The following is a 20,579-nucleotide window of genomic DNA, read 5'->3' on the forward strand; positions in this document are numbered from 1 at the left end:
TTCAAAGCGTCCCTGCATTTCATTTTATTCATCTACTTGCGCCCATTTCAAGTCAATATAACCAACAGGATGACGGACAATGCCCTTCACGCCTTCTTTTTGTAAATAGACTTGGTTATAAAAATGAATTGGAATGATCGGTGCTTCTTCAATCAGAAGTGCCTCTGCTTTATGCAAAATGCTATTTCTCTTTTGTTCATCTGCTTCTTGGCCCGCTTTTTTCATTAGTTGATCATACGTATCGTTTGACCAGCCTGTCCGGTTCATGGCATTCCCAGTTTGGAAGCTCTCTAGGAAATTGATCGGATCTGCATAGTCTGCTAGAAACGAACTTTGCGAGAATTGGAATTTAAGCGCCTTTTGATCCTCTGCAAACACATTCGCCTCCATGTTCGCTAGCTTCACATCGACACCGAGTGCTTCTTTTAATTGCTGCTGAATGGCTTCTGCTTTTTTCTTGTTTTCAGGCTTTGTACTATAGGTTAATGTGACGGGCGGAAGCTTTGAATAGTTCTCTTCTTTCAAGCCTTTTTGCAATAGTTTTGCGGCTTCACTCGGATCATTTTTGACAAGATCGCCGCCAGCTTCTCTGAAATCTTCACCCTTTGAATCTAAAATACCCGGGGAAACGAAAGCGCGTGCTGGCTTCTCTTCGTTTTTTGTCACATAATCCACAATATCTTGCGGGTTGACAGCCATTTGAAAGGCTTTACGAATGTTCTTATTTTGAAAAGGCTCCATGTTGACATTCAGACGATAAAAGAACAGTCCCGCCTGATCTTCAATTTGTACTTCTTTGCTTTTTAGAAGGTCTTCACTTTGTTCTGCTGGTACAAAAGCAGTGTCTAAATCTCCTGATTGATACATTTGATAATCTGTGTTTCGGTCACTGATCATGAGCCACTTCACTTGATCCAGCTTGACCGTTTGTTTGTCCCAATACGTTTCACTTTTTTCCATTGTAAAGCTTTCGTCATGCTTCCACTCTGTCAGCTTAAACGGCCCATTACCAACAAAGGTTTTGGCATCCTTTGCCCAGTTTGGGTCCTTTTCAACTACCTTCTCATTCACCGGGAAAAAGGCAGGGTTTGCCGTCAAATGTAAGAAGGATTTCTGCGGGTACGCTAGTGTGACTTCTAGCGTTTTGTCATTTACAGCACTGACTTTTACGTCTTCTTTCTTCCCTTTTCCGCTGTTAAATGCCTCGCCTCCTTCAATCATATAAGCTAAGAATGACGCAGAAGATCCTGTTTTCGGATCTAACAGCCGCTTCCATGCATATTCAAAGTCACTCGCTTTGACTGGGTCACCATTCGACCACTTAATTCCGTCCCTTAAATGGAACGTGTACGTTTTTCCATCCTCTGAAATCTCCCATTTTTCCGCCATTGCAGGAGACGGTTCGTGCTTTTCATTCAGTCTTGTTAACCCTTCCATTAAGTTGTTCAATCCTTGCCACGATACATTATTAAAACCAATCGGCGGGTCAAATGACGTCGGTTCGTTTTCGTTATTTAAGGTTAATACTTTCTTTTCATTCTTGTTGGTTGATGATCCTTTACCTGCTTGCTCATTGGCTGTACATCCTGCGAGCAGCATGATGATGAACAAACAAACACTAATGATCCACCCTTTTTTTCTCATCAAAAACTCCCCCTTTGTGTTGAAGATAACATCGCTTGGTTCGCTCGCTCATCCTGGAGCCAGCAATGCACTGTATGAGTAGGTGACCGCTGCGTTTCGTGCGGCATGATATGATCGCACACTTTCATGGCAGCCGGGCAGCGATCGGTATACGGACAGCCCTTTGGCGGTGCAAATAAATCAGGCGGGCTTCCTTCAATCGGAATCAGTTCATCTTTCATATCAAGTCTTGGAACGGATTGCAGGAGTCCTTTTGTATAAGGATGCTGCGGACTGTAAAAAATATCTTGCCTTGTTCCGGTTTCAACCATTTTCCCTCCGTACATGACTGCTACCCGGTCGGCAACTTGGGCTACAACCCCTAAATCGTGTGTGATTAAGATAATGGTAACCCCTGTTTTCCTCTGAATCTCTTTAAACAGTTCTAAAATTTGTGCCTGTATGGTCACATCCAGCGCGGTCGTCGGTTCATCTGCGATCAGCACCTTTGGCTCACAAATCAGTGCCATGGCAATCATGAGCCGCTGTCTCATTCCTCCGCTGAACTGATGCGGATATTGCTTCAGCCTTTCTTTCGGCTGCGGAATACCAACCAAATCAAGCATACGAAGAGCCGCTTCTTTCACTTCTTTTTTTGTCAGCTTCTGATGCACTTTCGCGGCCTCCATCAGCTGATCTCCAATTGTCAGCGTCGGGTTAAGTGCCGTCATTGGGTCTTGAAAAATCATGGAGATATCGACACCACGGATGGCGCGCATGTCTTTTTCAGATAATGACAGCAAGTTTCGGTCACGAAACCAAATTTCCCCCTGATCGACTTGAGCGCTGTATGCAGGTAAAAGCCGCATGATACTTTGTGATGTCACACTTTTCCCGCAGCCCGATTCTCCGACAATGGCAAGCGTTTCTTTTTCATACACATCCACATTTACTCCGCGTACCGCTTGAACCGAACCGCCATATGTCCGAAAGCTGACATGCAGATCGATAATCTGAAGAATCTTTTTCAAAGCGCCATCACCTCTTCATCTTTGGATCAAGCGCATCTTGCAAGCCATCACCTAAATTGTTAAAACAAAACATCGTCAGTGAAATAAAAAATGCTGGAAAGAATAAACGCCACCAGTGACCATTATCCGACAGCACTGTCGGCAAGGCGTCATTGGCCATCACACCCCAGCTTGCAAATGGCGCTTGAATGCCTAAACCGAGAAAACTTAAGAAGGCTTCTGCAAAGATGGCTGTCGGCACAGTCAAAGTCATCTGGACAATAATCGGCCCCATCGTATTTGGCAGTAAGTTCCTGCGGATGATGCGCAGGCTTTTTGCACCAAAGGTTTTCGAGGCAAGGACATATTCTTGGCTTTTCAGCTGGAGCACCTGACCTCTCACAATTCTCGCCATCCCAATCCAGCCTGTGACGGTGAGCGCTACAATAATGGTGACGAGCCCTGGACCCATAAGCACCATCAATAAAATCACAACGAGTAAATAGGGCAGACCGTAGAGCACCTCGACGATTCGCATCATGACATGGTCATATCTCCCGCCCTTATAGCCAGCAATACCGCCATAAATGACACCGATCGCAAAATCAATGAGAGCTGCCATTACGCCTACAAATAACGAAATGCGGGCCCCGTACCATGTACGCGTAAACACATCCCGTCCAAGCTCATCTGTTCCAAACCAGTGAGCAGCCGACGGCGGCATGTTTTGCATGGAAAGGCGCTGTTCTGTCACACTATTTGGTGCAAGCAGTGGACCTAACACCGCCATGACAAACAGAAAAATCAACATCGACAAACTAAACATGGCCAGCTTATTTTGCTTCAAACGTCTCCATGCGTCTGCCCAATACGATAATGAAGGTCTTTTAATGGCATGGGCTTCGTTCTTCCTCTGTTCTCTCGGAGAAAACCACTCATCCGGCACTTCATGTGCTTGATTCGTTTGATCATGCTGAAGGTGTATGCTCATGCCTTTCCTCCTTTCTGATGCAGCTGAATTCTTGGATCAAGCAGACGATACGTCACATCTACAATGAAAAGAAGTGTAATTAAGATGATGCTGTAAAAGACAGTGGTTCCCATAATCACAGGATAATCACGGTTGTTAATACTCTCGACAAAGTATTTACCCATTCCAGGGATCGCAAATATTTTCTCAATAACAAAACTTCCTGTTAAAATACTTGCAACAAGTGTCCCAAGGATTGTGACAACGGGTAAAAGTGCATTTCGAAGGGCATGTTTAAACACAATTTTAAAAGGAGAAAGTCCTTTCGCTTTTGCGGTGCGAATGTAATCCTGCGTCAGCACTTCAATCATGCTCGATCTTGTTAACCTGGCAATAATGGCCATTGGCCCTACAGCCAGTGCGATTGTCGGAAGGACCATGTGCATTGGGCTTGTCCACATCGCTGTAGGAAAGAGCTTTACATTCACAGCAAGCTGCTGAATTAATAAGGTAGCAAAGATAAAGTTTGGTATGGATATACCGAAAACAGCAATGGTCATGGCGATATAATCAATCAAGCCATTATGCCGGAGGGCAGCCATAACCCCTAGCAGGATGCCGGAGATAACAGCAATCAAAATTGAGATCAGACCAAGCTCTAAAGAGACTGGAAAACCTCTCGCCAATAAATCATTGACACTTTCAGAAGGCTTTTTAATGGAAGGACCAAAATCAAAAGTAACGATGGATTTTAAATAAATGACATATTGAACATAAAGTGGTTCGTCTAAGTGATAGTAGCTTTCGAGGTTTCGCTGAACGGTTTCATTTGTATTCCGTTCTTCATTGAAGGGCGATCCCGGGATGACCTTCATCAAAATAAACGTTAAAGTGGTAATGGTTAAAATCGTGGCAATCATCGCAATAAAACGCTTGAGCAAAAAGCTGGCCATCTGCTGTCTCCCCCTTGCTTAACAAAATGTTGTACGTGTGGCAAGCTCTGTCATGACAAGCATCGCTTGGTAGGCTTCTAATATATTGTCTGCTTGATACGTCACCGTCGTTGTCCCTTCTTCGATGGCAGTACCCGGCATTAAATTCGCCCATTCAGCTTGTCCGTAGTTGGCAAACTCGATCTTGAGCAGTGGCTGTTCAGGAGGCGTCAGCGGCTTGATTTGATGAATCTGTTTCATTGCAGCTTCCACTTGCTGAGTGATTTGCCTGTTTACTTTGGCTGGTGTTAAACATTTCACAGCAGATCTTGAAATGGTTTCTTTCACTGCAACTGTTCTCACGCCGGGCATCAGCTCTTCTGCTTCAAGGGCGGCTTGATCATCTCCGCATACAAGAATCACCGGAACACCATAATAGCCTGCGACATACGCATTAAAGCCCATTTCACCAATTGGATGATCATTTATGTAAAAATGTCTAACACCAAAAATCATACTGTGGGACATCACACCTTTCATCGATGCCCTCGCATGATAACCTAAAAAAACAGCCGCATCATACGTTTGATCTAATCCTTGTACCATTGAATAAGGTTTCACATCACCTGATATGAGTGATGCCTCCTCATGCAATTCTTCGATCAAAAGATTATTCATTTTAGAATGACTGTCATTGACCAAAATATCGGTCGCCCCATGACCAAGAAGAGCTTCTACACAGGCGTTCACTTCACCTGTCATGATTTTTCTCCCGCGCTCATAATTGTGCTGGCGGCTATCAACAAATGTATGATCAGCTAGACCAGTAATTCCCTCCATATCGACTGATACATAGAGCTTCATCCCCATCCCCCTTTAATTAAACTTAAAATTTGTGTATATTTTTCTAAATTTTCTAAAAAATTATATGAGAACTTGATTGATTTTTCAATACAATGTCTGAAAATAAGGAAATTAGACTCAGATACTACGGGTCAAAGGAATAATCATTAAAGGATTTTTTTAACAAATAAAACACCACTAACGATGTCTTTAGTGGTGTTTGTCTGCTTCGTCGATCTGCGATTTCAGCTGATCATATTTCTTCATCGTTTGTGTAAATAAATCATCAAACATCTGGGGTGCCTGTTGTTGAATGACTGCGGCTCCTTCCCCGGTAATTCCACCTTTTGTCGCCACCCTTTCGACCGTTTCAGCGAATGTTAGACCGCGTTCCACAAGTAACTTGCCTGTTCCTAACAGCGCATAAGTTAAACATTCATATGCTTCATCTAAGGAAAGCTCACTATTTCTTACAGCGGCTCTCGCCATTTCTTCAAATATCGCCGCAATAAAGCCCGGAGATGAGCTTGTCAAATTACTCGCCGCGTCAAACCGGTTTTCCTCCACTTCCCGGACGATACTAAAAGCTGAAAGGAGACGGTGCAGATGTTCTCGCGCCTCCTGTCCGGCCGTTTCACCATGCGCAACAAGAGATACACCAGTACCTACGGCTGAGGTCAAAGTGGGGATGTATCTGGAGACCGGCTGATTCGTATGCTGCATTAATTTTTCTAACGTGACAGCCGCTGCCACTGATACAATATGTAAAGCTTTCTTTGCCGGGCGCAGCTGATCCAACACGTCAAGTACAGCAAGCGGCGGCACACACACAAACACGACATCACATGACGCAGAAATGTCGTCTAATGAACAGATGTTTACATCTTGGTACGTCTCTTTGAGCTGATGCAGCCGCTCTGTGTCACTTCTTGTATGAATCATCAACTGACGGGCATGCAGCACTCCTCTTTCCAGCCATTTTTGTACCATCATATCAGCCATGCTTCCATATCCAATAATTCCAATTGTCTCCACAGTTTAATCTCCTCTGTTTTGCTTAGATTCACTACTTATTTTAACAATTTCCCACAATGTTTTCATTTTTATCCCACACTTTTTTCTTAAGATAAAGTCAGCTTCCACCACATACAAGTAAAACATCCTGAAAACATACATGAAAAAATTAATGAAAGAGAGTGATCAAGATGACAAATCACAATGATGAAAAACAAACTTCCTATGAATTAATAACAATTGAACAGCCGAAAAAACAGAAGAAGAAGCCAGGTGGCTGGTTCAGACCATTTGTAAGCGGTATTGCAGGCGGTACGTTAGCGTTAGGTGTATACGTTCTCACCCCATACGCTCATCACTCAGAGAGCAGTACAGCAAATGATTCGTCATCAACGAAAACAGAAGCTGTCTCTCAAAATGATACAAGTACCAATACGTCAAATACCACAGCGGTACAGACATCGAATTCGTCCAGCACCATTTCCAATATGGTCGAAAATGTCTCACCAGCCATTGTTGGCATTACAAACTATCAAACGCAAAGTCAAACAACGACAGACTTTGGCGATACCAATACACCTTATGATGAATCACAGCAAAATCAAAACAATAGCAGTCAAGAGGAAGAAACCGGTACAGGCTCTGGCGTGATTTTCAAAAAATCTGGCAGTAAAGCCTATGTCTTAACAAACAACCATGTCATTGAAGGAGCAACTAAACTAACAGTCTCCTTGCACAATGGCAAGACCGTTGAAGGAAAACTGGTCGGTTCTGACTCACTGACTGATCTAGCTGTTGTAGAAATTAGCAGCAGCAACGTCACAAAAGTTGCTGAGCTTGGCGACTCCTCATCGCTTCGAGCTGGAGAAACTGTGATCGCCATCGGAAACCCGCTTGGTGAAGATTTATCAAGAACGGTCACACAAGGAATTGTCAGCGGTGTCGATCGAACAGTCTCTATGGAAACATCAGCTGGCGAAAGCAGTGTGAATGTCATTCAAACAGATGCAGCGATTAACCCAGGCAACAGCGGCGGACCACTTCTCACAACAGACGGAAAGGTTGTGGGAATCACAAGTATGAAAATTTCTGAAACTGGCGTTGAAGGTATTGGCTTTGCGCTCCCAATCAACGATGTCAAACCAATTGCAGAACAGCTTCTCTCAAAAGGAAAAATTGAGCGTCCTTATATTGGGATCAGCATGCTGGATCTTGAACAGGTCCCAGACGCTTATCAGAAGGAAACCTTAGGACTCACAAGTAGTCAGCTGGATAAAGGTGTGTACGTAAAAGAAGTCGCATCTGGCTCACCTGCTGCAAAAGCTGGATTGAAGGCAGAGGATGTTATTACCGCCATCAACGGCGAAAAAGTAACCACAGGCAGTGAATTACGTCACGAGCTTTACACGAATGCAAAAGTAGGAGATACAGTGAAAATCACACTCGTTCGCAACGGTAAAGAAGAAACAAAACAAGTCACCTTAACGGAATCTGAATCAAAGCAAGTCAGCTCCTAAACGATAAAAGCAGCTCAATTATGAGCTGCTCAGATTGTTGACAAAGGGCTAAAATGATCTTTATTTTAGCCCTTTGTCTTCTTTTCAGCGTGACATGAAAACCTTTCCAGTCTAGGAAGGACGAGTACCGGAGCGGAGCGAATTTGGCATTCGTGAGCACCGGCACGCAGGACTGACAAAGAATGCGAGGGTTTGTCTACACGCTAAGCAGCTCAATTATGAGCTGCTTTTGTTATGTTGATGAAATTGGGGCTAATCTTTGTTCAATTTCTGCTCGTTTGTGCTCTAGAAATGGTGGAAGTGCTAACTGATCGCCAAGCTCATCCACACCTTCGTCCACTGTAAACCCAGGACCATCTGTTGAAATTTCAAACAAAATACCGTTTGGCTCTCTAAAGTAAAGAGCTTTGAAGTAGAAGCGTTCCACGACACCAGAGTTCGTGAAGCCTGCTTTTGATATTTTGTCATGCCATTTTTCAAGCTCCTCTGCATCTTCTACACGAAAGGCCACGTGATGAACACTTCCTCTGCCTGAACGCTCAAAGGGTCCTTCTGCTTTTTCAATCACATGAATCTCTGTTCCCGCTCCGCCTTTTCCTGATTCAAAGATGGTTACCATTTCACCATCATTCGATTGTTCACGTGCCTTTTCTGTGAAGCCGAGGATGTCCGTTAAAACACGGATCGTTTTTTCTGCTTTTGCAACGGTCAATTCCACTGGGCCTAAACCTCTAATCGCATAATCTGCAGGAATATCATCATGCACTGGCGGTGAGCCAGCATCCTTTACACGTGGTTCAACTGTCAAAAACAGCTGCTGCCCTTCTGGATCTGTAAATTTCAAGGCAGGTCTGCCGGCTCTTAAGGAAGCTGTTTCTTGCTTCACACCTTTTTCTTCAAACCGCTTTTCCCAAAAGGCAAGAGCCTCTTTTGAAGAAACAAGAAGACCTGTGCGTGTGATCGCATTTGTTCCCTCCAAACGGCGGGCCAGCATTGGAATTTCAAAGAATGTCAACTCCGTTCCTGGTGAGGCGACCTCATCTCCATAAAATAAATGATACATTGAAGGGTCATCCTGATTGACTGTTTTCTTGACAAGTTTCAAGCCAAGGATTTGGCGGTAGAAATCAACATTTTTCTGAGCATTTGCTGTTAATGCTGATACGTGGTGAATTCCATTTACTTTCATCTTTCTCACTCCTATTTTAAAATATCTCGAATTCAAGATAATATCCTTATGAATAAAATAGGCCATTTTTTAAGAAAAGTCAACCATTTGGCTGCACTTTTACTGGTTGTTCGGTTTTCGCCTATTAAATTAACATTAAATCAACAATAATCTTCCATTGTTCGCTTTTAAGATAACATTCATCCTAATATCTCCAATAAACAAACACTTTTAAATATAAATACGAAAATCAGAAAATTTTTTTAATTCTTGTTTTCCTAAAATCGTATTACAATGAACAAAATACATGTCACAGTAACGTACGAAAGTGATGCAGGAGGTCGTGTGTAATGAACAAAGAACAACCAGCGTTAAAACAAGACATCGGCTTATTTTTTGCCCTTTCTCTTGTCATCGGGACCATTATTGGGTCCGGCGTATTTATGAAGCCAGGCAACGTCCTTTCTTATTCAGGAAGCTCAGGCGTCGCATTATTTGCTTGGCTGTTAGGCGGAATCTTAACCCTCACAGGCGGACTAACTGTTGCTGAAATTGGTACACAAATTCCGCGTACTGGCGGTTTATATGCCTATCTTGAAGAAGTGTACGGTGAATTTTGGGGCTACTTATGCGGCTGGGTGCAAATTATTATTTACGGGCCTGCCATTATTGGTGCTCTTGGTCTTTATTTTGGTTCATTATTGGCCAATTTATTTTCTCTTTCTTCTTTATGGTCTACAACCATCGGTATTATCACCGTTCTTTTTTTATGTGTAATCAACGTGATGGGAACGAAATACGGCGGGTTTGTCCAAGGGCTGACCACCATCGGAAAGCTTGTTCCAATTGCGGCTATTATTGTGTTTGGCTTGTGGAAGGGAAATGAAGATATCTTCACAGCCATCAATGAAAGTATCACTCAGATGAACTTCGGTGCAGCGATTTTGGCTACGCTATTTGCCTATGATGGCTGGATTTTGCTTGCAGCGCTTGGCGGTGAAATGAAAAATCCAGAGAAGCTCCTTCCTCGTGCAATGGCTGGCGGTATTTTAATTGTCACGGCTTGTTATCTCTTTATTAACGTTGCCCTTTTGCACGTGTTACCAGCTGATCAAATCGTCCAGCTAGGTGAAAATGCGACAAGTACGGCTGCTACAATGCTCTTTGGTCCAATTGGCGGTAAAATGATTAGTATTGGGATCATCATTAGTATCTTTGGCTGTTTGAATGGGAAAGTTCTTTCGTTCCCGCGTGTGATTTTTGCGATGGCAGAACGCAAGCAGATTCCGTTTGCAAAAGCCATCTCACGTATTCACCCCACCTTTCAAACACCTTGGATCGCTGTATTTGTACAAATATTAATTGCCATTGTATTTATGATAGTGAGTAATCCAGAGAAGCTGTCAGAGGTTTCGATTTTCATGATTTATATCTTTTATGTAATGGCTTTTTTCGCTGTATTTAAGCTAAGAAAACAAAACAGCGGCATGCAGCGCGCTTATAGCGTACCACTTTACCCGCTGACACCGATCATCGCGATTATCGGCTCTTTATTCGTCTTAATCAGCACCATGATCACAGATTGGAAAAGCTGCCTGATCTCCATGCTGATCGGAATAGCCGGACTGCCGATTTATTACTATATGAAAAAAACACAAAATAAAGCAGAGCGCTAAATAGCCTCTGCTTTATTTTAATCCTGTGTCTTCTTTTCAGCGTGCTAGAAAACCTTTGAAGTCTAGGAAGGACGAGCACCGGAGCACAGACCTGACAACGAATGCGAGGGTTTGTCTGCACGCTGAAGCAGAGCGCTAAACAGCCTCTGCTTTATTTTTTATATTGCTTGATCACCTTATACGATTCGTTTAAATATCTCATGAGCCGGTAAGGCTTGCTTAGAACGCGGATAGGAAGTCTTGAGATAAATCCATTCAAATTCGCCTTATATTCCTGCGTCATCCGCTTCGGTTTTGTGGCAATTTTTTCGTATACTTCTTTGTAAAATTCCTTCATGATGTCGACTTGCACACTGATCTTCTGATGACATTCTGTACACTCAACGCTTTTCATCTGATCATTCACATAAACGATGCTGTGGAGGGTCTCTTCTTGGCACCGAGTACAGTGTAGGTTTGCTTCCATTTCGGTTTTCTTCAAGATACACAGCTCCTTTCTCGTTTGATGTTGCTCTTTTTATACAATACGATGACCGTCAGCCGTTTATTGGACTGATGCTTCCTTTAAAATGGCTGCCGCAGTCAATTCATCGGTCACCAGCACTTGAATGAAGCCGCCATTTAAAGCTCCTAGAATACTTTCGGCTTTATGGGTTCCTTCCACAACTGCAATGACTTTTTTAACATTCTTTAATTGTTCTAACGATAACCCAATGACCTTTTGGTTCAGTTCATCTTGGACAGGTTTCCCTTCACTATCAAAGAAGCGAAAGCCAATATCACCAACAGCTCCTGATTGTCTTAACCCAGATAAATCCTCTTCCTTTAAATAACCGACAGTTTTTAATGTCGAGCCTTTATGCGGATTCCCAATACCGATGAGGGCAATATCGACATTTCTGCCTTCTTCAAGCACAGCTTCTATGTCCTGCATCGCCATAAGCCGCTCTTTTAGTTCTTCCGTTTCTAAGATCGCAGGTGCATATAAATAGGAACACGTGCCATTCATCTTCTTTGCCAGCTCATATGCGAGCTGATTGGCATGAATGTCGACTGCCTGCCTGCCCATTCCGCCCTCTAAAGGAATCACTTTGACATTGCTTCTTCGTTCAAATGGATATTCCTTCACAAGCTCAGCGAGTGTCGTCCCCCAAGAAATGCCGATTTTCTCAGCATCTTTCATGTTTTTAGACAGATAATAGGCGCCTGCCTGACCGACTGCCCGCTTAACTAACTCAGACATTGTCCCGACACTTGGGACAACGACAGCATCTGTTAATTGAAAGGTCGTTTCTAGTTGCTTTTCAAGTTCCACTGTATGAATACTTTCATCTTTGATGTACACTTCAACGATTCCCACATCTTTTGCTTTTTGCAAGAGCTTTGAAATGACTGGTCTTGAGACATTTAACTTCTTTGCAATCTCCTGCTGCGTCCACCCGTCTGTATAATAAAGATGAGCAACCTTGACGAGCTGTCGTCTTTCTTCCCAATTCAGCATGTGACATCATCCTTTTAATATACTATGATTACCAGTATACCAAACATTCGTTTCTAATTGGAACAATTGTTATGAAAATGACAAAAAGAGCGATCAACTCTCCGCTCTTTTTCCCTCCGTATATTTTGGCTGATACGTTCTCCCGCCATCCAACAGGATAATCTGGCCGTGCAAATAGCTTCCCTCGTCACTTGCGAGAAATAAAGTGAGTCCTGCGATATCTTCAGGTTTTCCTAATCTCCCAATGGGAATAAGTGATTGAAGCTGTCTTTTCTCCTCCTCAGCGGGATAAAGCGTATCAAGCATCTGAGATTCAATCACGCGGGGGGCAATCACATTGATACGTACATGATGGGCGCCTAATTCCTTTACGAGTGAACGCATCAAGCCAAAAGCACCTGCTTTTGAGGCGTAGTACTGAATACCGCCGCCAGAGCCTGTTATCGCAGACCCCGATCCAATGATGACCACACTGCCTTCTTGCCGCTCACATAGATAGGGTGCCAACGCTTTGATGCAATAAAAAAGACCATATAAATTGACGGCCAGTGTCTTTTTCCAAAGCGAAAAATCAACTTCTAAAAAGGGAAGTGATTTCGTCATCCCCGCAGAATACACTAGATGACCGATACCATTCAGATCCCTTTCGGCTGCTGACATCATCCGCTGAACACTTTCCCACGATGAAACGTCAACTTGAAACGTCAGCAGCTGAGGATGCTGTTTTTTTAAGAGCAAAAGCCCCTGTTCATCTATGTCGGACACAGCCACACGATGCCCTTCTTTTAAAAAGCGTTCGGCAATTTCTTTCCCGATCCCTTGGGCACCACCAACGATGAGAACTGTTTTTTGGTGATTAGCCAGCGCTCTCACCCCCGTCGAGCATAATCGCTGATCCATCTGTAAATGCGCCATACGATGTACTTAAGAATACCGTCATATGGGCCACCGTCTCCTTGATTTGCTCTTTGTCAGGAAGCAAATGGAGAGGAGGCGGTAATAATGCCAGCACCCGGATGCCTTTGTCTTTAAATTCTCGCGCTAACCCTTTTGTCATGGCATTCAGCATACTATTCGATGTCGCATGTGACATCCCGCCATCACCTGTGATGCTCCCTGATGAGGATATATTAATGATGCAGCCTTGCTTCTGGTCCACCATATGCCAGACAGCGGCTTGACTAGAAAGAAAAACTGTATTCACGGTTCCTTCCACTTCATCGACCCATTTATCAGGGCTTACACCGGTAAGCACCGCGTCCGCTCTCTGCTCAACTTGATTGACCAAAATATCAAGCTTGCCGCATGTATCAATTACTTGCCTCATCATGAACTTGGCATCATGCGGTGTCTGAAGCGGATTCATGATAATACTCGCCTTACCACCCATTTTTTGAATATCTTCACGAATGGATTTTGCCTTTGATTCATCATGAAAAGTGTGGATAAAAACATGTGCACCTGCCTGGGCTAAAGCCAGACAGATGGCTTCTCCAAATCCATCTGTGCTACCTGTCACAAGTGCAGCTTTCTGTTGAAGCTGGACGTGCACATGGATCTCCTCCCTATCCCTTGTTTGTCATTTATTTTCTCAGCTTACTTACGATATCAAGGGCTGCTTCATAAAAGCCTTCTGAGATAGTTGGATGCGGATGAATCATCTTGGCCATCTCTTCAGCAGTTCCTTCTAAGTACATAAATGAGGAAGCTTCTGATATCATCTCTGTGACGTGCGGACCAACCATCGTTGCGCCAATGACTTCACCATATACTGTATCGTATACGAGTTTAATAAAGCCTGTTTGAACACCAGCTGCCAACGCTTTTCCACTTGCTGCTAAATCGAATCGCTCCGTCTGCACGTTAAGCCCTTTTCCTTTTGCCTCTTTCTCTGTAAGCCCTACACTCGCTACCTCCGGCAATGTATAAATACATCTAGGGACGATATCGTTATTCATCTTTTCAAATTCGCCGCATATATTGCTGACCGCAACGGCTGCCTCTGCCATCGCCGCATGAGCGAGCTGATAGCCGCCGGCTACATCTCCAATTGCATATACACCTTCAGCACTTGTCTGCATCTGGTCGTTTACTTTGATAAAAGGACCATCCAGCTGAAGATCAAGCTGGGTGACAGCTGATACATTCGGTCTTCTTCCTACACACACAAGGAGTCTTTCAGCCGTAAAGATGTGCGTTTCCCCTTTATCATCCGTTGCATGAACCGCTTTGACTCCTTCGCTTTCTGTTACCTCTGTCACAGTTGTTTTCTTTGCGATATGAATGCCTTTTTTCTTCAATTCTTTTTCTAGCAGTTTCGATGCCTCTTCATCCTCTTGCGGAATAATGGACGGGGCCGCTTCAATAATGGTGACCTTTGATTGAAGACTTTGGAAAATACATGCTAGCTCAAGACCAATGACACCTCCGCCAATGATGACAACAGATGAAGGAATATCTGGGATGTCAAAGATCGTATCACTTGTGTCAAATTGAATCTCTTTGAGCCCCGGAATAGGTGGAATAGCAGGTGAAGATCCGGTGGCAATGATCAGCTCTTTTGTTTCAATCGTTTCTGACCCATCTTGTTTTTCAATGTCAATGCGATGCTTTGTGACAGCTGTGCCTCTGCCGCTGAATACATCAATCTTCCCTTGCTTTAATAAAAAGGCAATTCCGCCCCTGAGTTTTTCAATGACATCATCTTTACGCTTTCTCATTTTATCAAAGGAAAGAACCATCTCACCTGTTTCGATTCCCCAGCTTTTTGCCTTCTCAATTGATTCAATGACTTCTGCATGTTTGAGCAGTGTCTTTGATGGGATACAGCCTCGATTTAAACACGTACCGCCTAGAAAATCCTCTTCAATCAAGGCAACCTTGCGTCCGCGCTCAGCTGCTTGAAGGGCGGCGGTATACCCGCCAGGCCCTCCGCCAATGACTGTCAGATCATACGTTTTTGTCATCCGATTCATCTCCTACATTAGCAATTCAAATGGTTGTTCAAGCACTTTTTTAAGGTCTGTTAAAAAGGCAGCCGCTGGTGCACCATCTACCACGCGGTGATCAAATGATAAGCTGACGCCCATCATTGGCCGCACCTGAATTTCTCCATCTACCACTACAGGTTTTTCTTGAATACGTCCAACACCTAAAATCGCCACTTCTGGCTGGTTAATGATTGGGGTAAAGGTATCAATGGCATACATACCTAAGTTACTAATGGTAAATGTGGACCCTTTCAGCTGATCTGGTAGCAGTTTTTGATCACGTGCGTTTTGGCCGATTTCTTTTGCCTCTTTTGTCAGCTGTTTTAGCCCTTTTTGATTCGCATGAGAAATAACTGGAACCATTAAGCCGTCTTTCACAGCAACAGCAAGACCAATGTGCACATCCTCATGGAAATGGAGCTCATTTTGTTCAAACGTCATATTGATTTGCGGGTGGCGCGTGAGAACACTGCTAACCGCATGAATGATGATTTCAGTAAACGATAATCTGTAGCCTGTCTCTTTTTCAATCGCTGGCAATAGCTGCTTGCGCACTTCTTTCGCTTTTGTCATATCGATTTCACTTGTTAACGTGACGTGCGGGGCTGTAAAGGCACTTTGAGACATGCGATCTGCGATCACTTTTCTCATACCCGCTAGTTTTTGTGTTTTCACTGGAGCAGCGTCTGCTTTTTGTGACCCTGCTGCTTTCACATCACTCTTCATGATTTTCCCGTGAGCGCCAGAACCAGACACATTTGCTAAGTCGATCCCTTCACGAGCAGCCACTTTTCCTGCAAGTGGTGATATGCGCTGGCCTTTCTCGCTCGTATGAAGGACCGCTTCGACATCCCGTTTTTGAATTCTGCCTTTTGGACCTGTGCCAGATACCTCGTGAATCGCCACATGGTGATCTTTTGCCGTTTTTCTCGCCGCAGGCGTTGCACGTACTTTCTCATCAGTTGCTGGTTCAACTTCAGCAGAAACAGATGAAACAGATTGTGATGATGCCCCGCTGTCATCAGGGGATGCTTCATCTGCCTGTGCAGGCGGCTCACTCGGCACCTGTTCATTTGCCTCTCCGATATACCCAATGACAGCATTGATCGGAATTTGATCATCTGCTTCATAGTATTTCTTTAAAAAAATGCCATCATCGTAGGCTTCAACTTCGATATTAATCTTGTCTGTCATAATTTCAAAAAGAGGCTCACCGATTTCAACCGAATCTCCTTCTTCTTTAAACCATTGAAGCAAGGTGCCGATCTCCATCGTACTGCTCAGCTTCGGCATAAATATCTCTTTTGGCATGATCTTCTCCCCTTTATTTAAGAGCGCACGAGCTCTTTTGCTGCTTCAATAATATCTGGTACTTGTGGAATGACCGCTTTTTCCAGCGTTGGATTATAAGGTATTGGTACTGGAAGACCGCCAAGTCGTTTAATAGGTGCATCTAAATAGTCGAAGGCGTCACTTTCCGCTATCATACTCGCAATCTCTCCGCCGTAGCCGCCTCGTTTCACTGCCTCATGAACCACGATACATTTGCCCGTTTTCTTCACAGATTCGATAATCGTTTCTTCATCTAAAGGGACGAGTGTTCTTGGGTCGATGATTTCGACATCGATTCCTTCTGCTTCTAATTCCTTCGCCGCTTCCAAAGCTTTGTGCACCATAATGGCTGTTGCTACAATCGTGACGTCCTTCCCGCTTCTTTTCACATCCGCTTTCCCTAAAGGAATCGAATACTGCTCTTCTGGCACTTCACCGATTGTTTTATATAAAAGCTTATGCTCGTAGAAAATGACAGGGTTGTCATCATCTATTGCCGCTTTTAAAAGTCCTTTTGCATCATAAGCCGTTGAAGGCTGGACAACCTTTAGTCCTGGGATATGAGCCATCCACGCTTCTAAACTTTGTGAGTGCTGCGCTGCGGCACCTGTTCCAGAGCCTGCTGGTGTTCTCACAACAAGCGGCACCTTCCCTTTTCCGCCAAACATGTAACGTGTTTTGGCTGCTTGGTTGACAAGCTGATCCATTGCGATCGTAATAAAGTCAGAGAATTGAAGTTCTAAAATTGGACGCATGCCTGTCAAAGCCGCTCCGACTGCGCCCCCTGCGATGGCAGCCTCTGAAATTGGTGTATTGCGTACGCGCTCTGGACCAAATTCTTCAATCATGCCGCGCGTGACGCCAAATGCGCCACCGTATACGCCGATATCCTCACCTAAAATGAAAACATCCTGGTTTTCTCTCATTTCCTGACTCATAGCTTCTCGAACGGCTTCTAAATATGAAATCTCTCTCACTGTTGTTTTTGTCACGTGATTCCCCTCCTAATTAGGCGTATACATCCTCTAATAGTGTGTCAATTGACGGTTCTTTACTGTTTTTCGCAAATTCAACAGATGCCTCAATCTCCTGCTTCGCTTCTTCTTGTAAAATAGCAGCCTGTTCTTCTGTCAAAACATTGAGATCAATCAAGAGAGACTTAAAGCGTTTAATTCCATCTTTTTGTCTCCATTCTGTCTCTTCTTCACGTGTACGGTATTTTTTCGCATCACTCTTTGAGTGACCCTTCCACCGATACGTTTTCATTTCAATAAGTGATGGCCCTTCTCCAGCTCTTGCTCGGCTCACAGCTTCATCTACTGTATTCATGATCTCGACCATGTCATTTCCATCGACCGTTTTTCCTGGCATTCCGTAGCTCACGGCTCTTGTTGAAATGTCTTCGATTTTGATCATTTCTTTCACTGGGCCAGACATGCCGTATTGGTTGTTTTCACAAATGAACACAACAGGTAAATCCCAAATAGATGCAAGGTTTAGCGCTTCATGGAAGCTGCCTTCATTTGTCGCACCATCTCCGAAGAAACAAAGGACAACAAAACCTTCCTGCTTCATTTTAGAAGTGAGCGCTGCGCCTGTTGCAAGCGGAATTCCTCCGCCAACAATTCCATTTGCCCCAAGGTTCCCTTTTTCTAAGTCGGCAATATGCATTGAGCCGCCTTTTCCTTTGCAATAGCCGGTTTCACGTCCAAACAGCTCAGCCATCATTTTATTGACCTCTGCACCTTTTGCAATACAGTGACCATGTCCGCGGTGTGTGCTGACAATCTTATCTTCATCCTTTAACACAGCAATAGATCCAACTGCCGACGCTTCCTGTCCAACACATAAATGGGTTGTTCCGTGGATTAATCCTTTTGCAAAAAACTGATCGACCTTCTCATCAAAATATCTCACTAACCACATTTGTTTATATAAATCTGCTAATTTCTCATGACTAATCTGTTCAGGCAAAGTGATTTGTTTTTGCATTTCTTCTCTCCCCTTTACATTTGTTCTTATATGTTACATTTGTAATTATCATACGTTTAACTCTCATTGAAGTCAAGCATTTCCGTTTATTTTTTAAGCGTTTTCACCATTTGTCAGAAAAAAAGAGAAAGACAAAGCCCTTTCCCAAAGACCTTCTCTTTCTCTCCATCTCGTGCATTCTCATTCATCAGGATACATCATGATTTTGACGCTCTCACCTTCTGGATGCCTTGCACATTCTATCGCCTGCAGCAGCTGACTTAACGGATAACGGTGCGTCACCATCTTTTCTGTGTGAACCACCTTCGCCTTCAGCAGCTCAAGCGCTTCACGATAGTGATATGGGTGCGAAGAATAAGCTCCCACTACTTTCACTTCATCATGGAAAAACCGCTCAGCCGGAATGGAGACATCCCCCTTCGGAAAATGAGCAAACACTAAAATCGTCCCGCCTCGCGCTACAGCTTGAAACGCCTCTTTTAAGAGTGCACTGCTCCCAACAGAAATGATCACAAGATCTGCTCCCTTTCCATCGGTTTCTTTCATGACCCGGTTTTCTACTGGATCAGATGCTGGGTGAAAAGCGACGTCTGCACCTAAATTTCTCGCTTGGAGCAGCCGGTTTTCATTCACATCCGTGATCATCACTTTTCCAGCCAAATAATATTTGGCGAGCTGTAATTGGATACAGCCAATTTGCCCCGCTCCAAGAATCAAGACAGAATCTCCTGGATGAACAGGCGCTCGTTCAAATCCGTGCAGACAACAGGCGACCGGTTCGACCATCGCCCCTTGTTCATATGAAACATCATGCGGGAGCTTGCCCATTGTATGCTTGACATGTAAAGCAGGAACACGAATATATTCTGAAAACCCGCCCGGCTCTACATTTGTTGCTGCAAATTGCGGGCACATGGTATAAAATCCTTTTTGACAAAAGTCACAGGTGAAGCAAGGGACATGATGCGCTACATACACCCTGTCTCCCTTTTGAACATGTGTGACGTGACGGCCCGTTTCGACAATATCACCAGCAATTTCATGTCCCAGCACCGTCCCAGGAGGTACCGTCTCATGTGTCGCTTTGTAAATGTCCGTCCCGCATAAGCCGCACGCACGCATCCTTAACAACACTTCATCATCATCAATGACAGGCCGCTTCCGCTCCTCATAACGAATGTCCTCTGAAGAATAAAAGACAGCTGATTTCATATTGCTGCATCCTCCTTTTCATCGCACTTCGCAAAATCCTGTAAGGTTTGAACAAGCTGCTTGTATTCACTCATCTCACTTGAAATCCAGTAGCGTCCGCCGAATATTCGCGCCGGTCCCACTCTGACATAGACTTTCCCAATATGCGGATATGGCTTTAAAAACAGTTTTCCTTTAATATCGGAAACAGCATATGTGTGCCATCTGCCAAAAGCACCTATTTTCAGCTCATCTTCACTAATGATGACATTCGTTGGCTGATTCAGTCCCGTGATGCTAGAGAGCATGAGGATAGGCAGCGTATAAACACCTAACACAGCTAATGGTTCAGGTCCTGATGACAATAACGTATAAAGAGACCACAGAAAAAACAGACATATTAACAAAGCCGGAAGAAAAATAGAAAACATCGCAGACGTACGGCTGTAAGCATGCTGCTGCATGAGCGCTCCTCCTTTCAAATGACATGGAAGGAGCCATGACAGCTCCTCCACGCACACATCGTTTACTTAATATGATCGATAATTTTTTCAATATCTTCTTCAATGCCAAATCCGGTTAAAAAGGATAACGTTTGAATCACAGGCGTCCCTTTTGTATCACTCACAGGCGTTGTCGTCACAATTAAATCAGCGCCCTCCGCTTTTTGCGGAACCTCAGATGCCTTACATTGTTCAACGACGACATCGTACCCTTTTTCCTTTAACGTCTCTTCTACCTTTTTCGCCACCACCGTTGACGTCGCAACTGCTGTTCCGCACGATACCAATATTTTTTTAGCCATCAGAATCCCTCCAGC

The 20,579-nt window shown here is 44.0% G+C and carries 20 protein-coding genes; 2 read left to right on the plus strand and 18 right to left on the minus strand.

From position 1 onward, the window contains the following. Positions 1-24 precede the first annotated feature (24 nt). The 6 genes from GPA07_RS13325 to proG all read right to left on the minus strand — a co-directional run bounded on the left by GPA07_RS13325 (position 25) and on the right by proG (position 6,413). The gene (locus tag GPA07_RS13325) at positions 25-1,644 is read right to left on the minus strand and encodes a peptide ABC transporter substrate-binding protein (RefSeq protein ID WP_157292695.1); all 1,620 of its coding nucleotides are present in this window, start codon (positions 1,642-1,644) and stop codon (positions 25-27) included. Beyond that, positions 1,644-2,654, minus strand: a complete 1,011-nt coding sequence (locus tag GPA07_RS13330) for an ABC transporter ATP-binding protein (protein ID WP_157292697.1) — start codon at positions 2,652-2,654, stop codon at positions 1,644-1,646. Before GPA07_RS13330 ends, GPA07_RS13325 begins: the two co-directional genes overlap by 1 nt. A 7-nt stretch (positions 2,655-2,661) precedes the next feature. Next, on the minus strand, positions 2,662-3,624 hold the full coding sequence (locus GPA07_RS13335) for an ABC transporter permease (RefSeq protein WP_157292699.1): 963 nt from the start codon (positions 3,622-3,624) through the stop codon (positions 2,662-2,664). Then, positions 3,621-4,556, minus strand: coding sequence for an ABC transporter permease (locus tag GPA07_RS13340; RefSeq protein WP_008359382.1), 936 nt, complete (start codon positions 4,554-4,556; stop codon positions 3,621-3,623). The genes GPA07_RS13335 and GPA07_RS13340 overlap by 4 nt, the downstream gene beginning before the upstream one ends. Before the next feature lie 18 nt (positions 4,557-4,574). Continuing rightward, positions 4,575-5,399, minus strand: coding sequence for a M55 family metallopeptidase (locus GPA07_RS13345; protein ID WP_157292701.1), 825 nt, complete (start codon positions 5,397-5,399; stop codon positions 4,575-4,577). A 189-nt stretch (positions 5,400-5,588) separates the two neighbouring features. After that, positions 5,589-6,413: a pyrroline-5-carboxylate reductase ProG gene (proG, locus tag GPA07_RS13350; RefSeq protein ID WP_157292702.1), complete on the minus strand. Its 825-nt coding sequence runs from the start codon at positions 6,411-6,413 to the stop codon at positions 5,589-5,591. A gap of 170 nt (positions 6,414-6,583) precedes the next feature. Between proG and GPA07_RS13355 the strand changes: the two genes are divergently transcribed. Then, the gene (locus GPA07_RS13355) at positions 6,584-7,909 is read left to right on the plus strand and encodes a S1C family serine protease (RefSeq protein ID WP_008359374.1); all 1,326 of its coding nucleotides are present in this window, start codon (positions 6,584-6,586) and stop codon (positions 7,907-7,909) included. A gap of 232 nt (positions 7,910-8,141) precedes the next feature. On the opposite strand, the gene GPA07_RS13360 is transcribed toward GPA07_RS13355, so the two are convergent. Then, a complete protein-coding gene (locus GPA07_RS13360; RefSeq protein ID WP_008358915.1) occupies positions 8,142-9,098 on the minus strand; it encodes a ring-cleaving dioxygenase in 957 nt (318 codons plus the stop codon). 329 nt (positions 9,099-9,427) lie between these two features. Here GPA07_RS13360 and GPA07_RS13365 point away from each other — a divergent pair, with 329 nt between their 5' ends. Then, a complete protein-coding gene (locus GPA07_RS13365; RefSeq protein WP_008358913.1) occupies positions 9,428-10,753 on the plus strand; it encodes an APC family permease in 1,326 nt (441 codons plus the stop codon). A gap of 151 nt (positions 10,754-10,904) precedes the next feature. Here the strand turns inward: GPA07_RS13365 and GPA07_RS13370 are convergent, their stop codons facing one another. The 11 genes from GPA07_RS13370 to GPA07_RS13420 all read right to left on the minus strand — a co-directional run bounded on the left by GPA07_RS13370 (position 10,905) and on the right by GPA07_RS13420 (position 20,564). After that, a complete protein-coding gene (locus GPA07_RS13370) occupies positions 10,905-11,234 on the minus strand; it encodes a hypothetical protein (RefSeq protein ID WP_008358910.1) in 330 nt (109 codons plus the stop codon). A gap of 63 nt (positions 11,235-11,297) precedes the next feature. Next, the gene (locus GPA07_RS13375) at positions 11,298-12,254 is read right to left on the minus strand and encodes a sugar-binding transcriptional regulator (RefSeq protein WP_008358907.1); all 957 of its coding nucleotides are present in this window, start codon (positions 12,252-12,254) and stop codon (positions 11,298-11,300) included. 93 nt (positions 12,255-12,347) lie between these two features. Further along, entirely contained in the window at positions 12,348-13,154 is an 807-nt protein-coding gene (locus GPA07_RS13380) for an SDR family NAD(P)-dependent oxidoreductase (protein ID WP_157292704.1), read from the minus strand. Continuing rightward, positions 13,111-13,806 (minus strand): SDR family NAD(P)-dependent oxidoreductase, encoded by a 696-nt coding sequence (locus tag GPA07_RS13385; protein WP_071167745.1) that lies wholly within the window; start codon positions 13,804-13,806, stop codon positions 13,111-13,113. Before GPA07_RS13385 ends, GPA07_RS13380 begins: the two co-directional genes overlap by 44 nt. A gap of 31 nt (positions 13,807-13,837) precedes the next feature. Then, positions 13,838-15,220, minus strand: coding sequence for a dihydrolipoyl dehydrogenase (lpdA, locus tag GPA07_RS13390; RefSeq protein ID WP_157292706.1), 1,383 nt, complete (start codon positions 15,218-15,220; stop codon positions 13,838-13,840). A gap of 12 nt (positions 15,221-15,232) precedes the next feature. After that, on the minus strand, positions 15,233-16,555 hold the full coding sequence (locus GPA07_RS13395) for a dihydrolipoamide acetyltransferase family protein (protein WP_157292708.1): 1,323 nt from the start codon (positions 16,553-16,555) through the stop codon (positions 15,233-15,235). 17 nt (positions 16,556-16,572) lie between these two features. Beyond that, positions 16,573-17,553, minus strand: coding sequence for an alpha-ketoacid dehydrogenase subunit beta (locus GPA07_RS13400; protein ID WP_071169174.1), 981 nt, complete (start codon positions 17,551-17,553; stop codon positions 16,573-16,575). Between the two features lie 31 nt (positions 17,554-17,584). Next, positions 17,585-18,568, minus strand: coding sequence for a thiamine pyrophosphate-dependent dehydrogenase E1 component subunit alpha (locus GPA07_RS13405; RefSeq protein ID WP_071167748.1), 984 nt, complete (start codon positions 18,566-18,568; stop codon positions 17,585-17,587). Between the two features lie 180 nt (positions 18,569-18,748). After that, positions 18,749-19,780: an alcohol dehydrogenase catalytic domain-containing protein gene (locus GPA07_RS13410; RefSeq protein ID WP_071167749.1), complete on the minus strand. Its 1,032-nt coding sequence runs from the start codon at positions 19,778-19,780 to the stop codon at positions 18,749-18,751. Continuing rightward, positions 19,777-20,223 (minus strand): hypothetical protein, encoded by a 447-nt coding sequence (locus GPA07_RS13415; protein ID WP_071167750.1) that lies wholly within the window; start codon positions 20,221-20,223, stop codon positions 19,777-19,779. The genes GPA07_RS13410 and GPA07_RS13415 overlap by 4 nt, the downstream gene beginning before the upstream one ends. 62 nt (positions 20,224-20,285) lie before the next feature. Next, positions 20,286-20,564, minus strand: coding sequence for a PTS sugar transporter subunit IIB (locus tag GPA07_RS13420; RefSeq protein ID WP_008358887.1), 279 nt, complete (start codon positions 20,562-20,564; stop codon positions 20,286-20,288). Positions 20,565-20,579 lie beyond the last annotated feature (15 nt).

Origin of the sequence: Bacillus sp. ms-22, assembly GCF_009759805.1 — a bacterium.
Taxonomy (GTDB): Bacteria; Bacillota; Bacilli; order Bacillales; family Bacillaceae; genus Bacillus; species Bacillus xiamenensis.

Coding starts and splice junctions, on each gene's coding strand:
- GPA07_RS13405 (WP_071167748.1), bottom strand. CDS start 18,568: ATGCAAAAACAAATCACTTTGCCTGAACAGATTAGTCATGAGAAATTA.
- GPA07_RS13335 (WP_157292699.1), bottom strand. CDS start 3,624: ATGAGCATACACCTTCAGCATGATCAAACGAATCAAGCACATGAAGTG.
- GPA07_RS13415 (WP_071167750.1), bottom strand. CDS start 20,223: ATGCAGCAGCATGCTTACAGCCGTACGTCTGCGATGTTTTCTATTTTT.
- GPA07_RS13340 (WP_008359382.1), bottom strand. CDS start 4,556: ATGGCCAGCTTTTTGCTCAAGCGTTTTATTGCGATGATTGCCACGATT.
- GPA07_RS13365 (WP_008358913.1), top strand. CDS start 9,428: ATGAACAAAGAACAACCAGCGTTAAAACAAGACATCGGCTTATTTTTT.
- GPA07_RS13325 (WP_157292695.1), bottom strand. CDS start 1,644: ATGAGAAAAAAAGGGTGGATCATTAGTGTTTGTTTGTTCATCATCATG.
- lpdA (WP_157292706.1), bottom strand. CDS start 15,220: ATGACAAAAACGTATGATCTGACAGTCATTGGCGGAGGGCCTGGCGGG.
- GPA07_RS13420 (WP_008358887.1), bottom strand. CDS start 20,564: ATGGCTAAAAAAATATTGGTATCGTGCGGAACAGCAGTTGCGACGTCA.
- GPA07_RS13360 (WP_008358915.1), bottom strand. CDS start 9,098: ATGAAAGTAAATGGAATTCACCACGTATCAGCATTAACAGCAAATGCT.
- GPA07_RS13380 (WP_157292704.1), bottom strand. CDS start 13,154: ATGGATCAGCGATTATGCTCGACGGGGGTGAGAGCGCTGGCTAATCAC.
- GPA07_RS13355 (WP_008359374.1), top strand. CDS start 6,584: ATGACAAATCACAATGATGAAAAACAAACTTCCTATGAATTAATAACA.
- GPA07_RS13395 (WP_157292708.1), bottom strand. CDS start 16,555: ATGCCAAAAGAGATATTTATGCCGAAGCTGAGCAGTACGATGGAGATC.
- GPA07_RS13410 (WP_071167749.1), bottom strand. CDS start 19,780: ATGAAATCAGCTGTCTTTTATTCTTCAGAGGACATTCGTTATGAGGAG.
- GPA07_RS13345 (WP_157292701.1), bottom strand. CDS start 5,399: ATGAAGCTCTATGTATCAGTCGATATGGAGGGAATTACTGGTCTAGCT.
- GPA07_RS13375 (WP_008358907.1), bottom strand. CDS start 12,254: ATGCTGAATTGGGAAGAAAGACGACAGCTCGTCAAGGTTGCTCATCTT.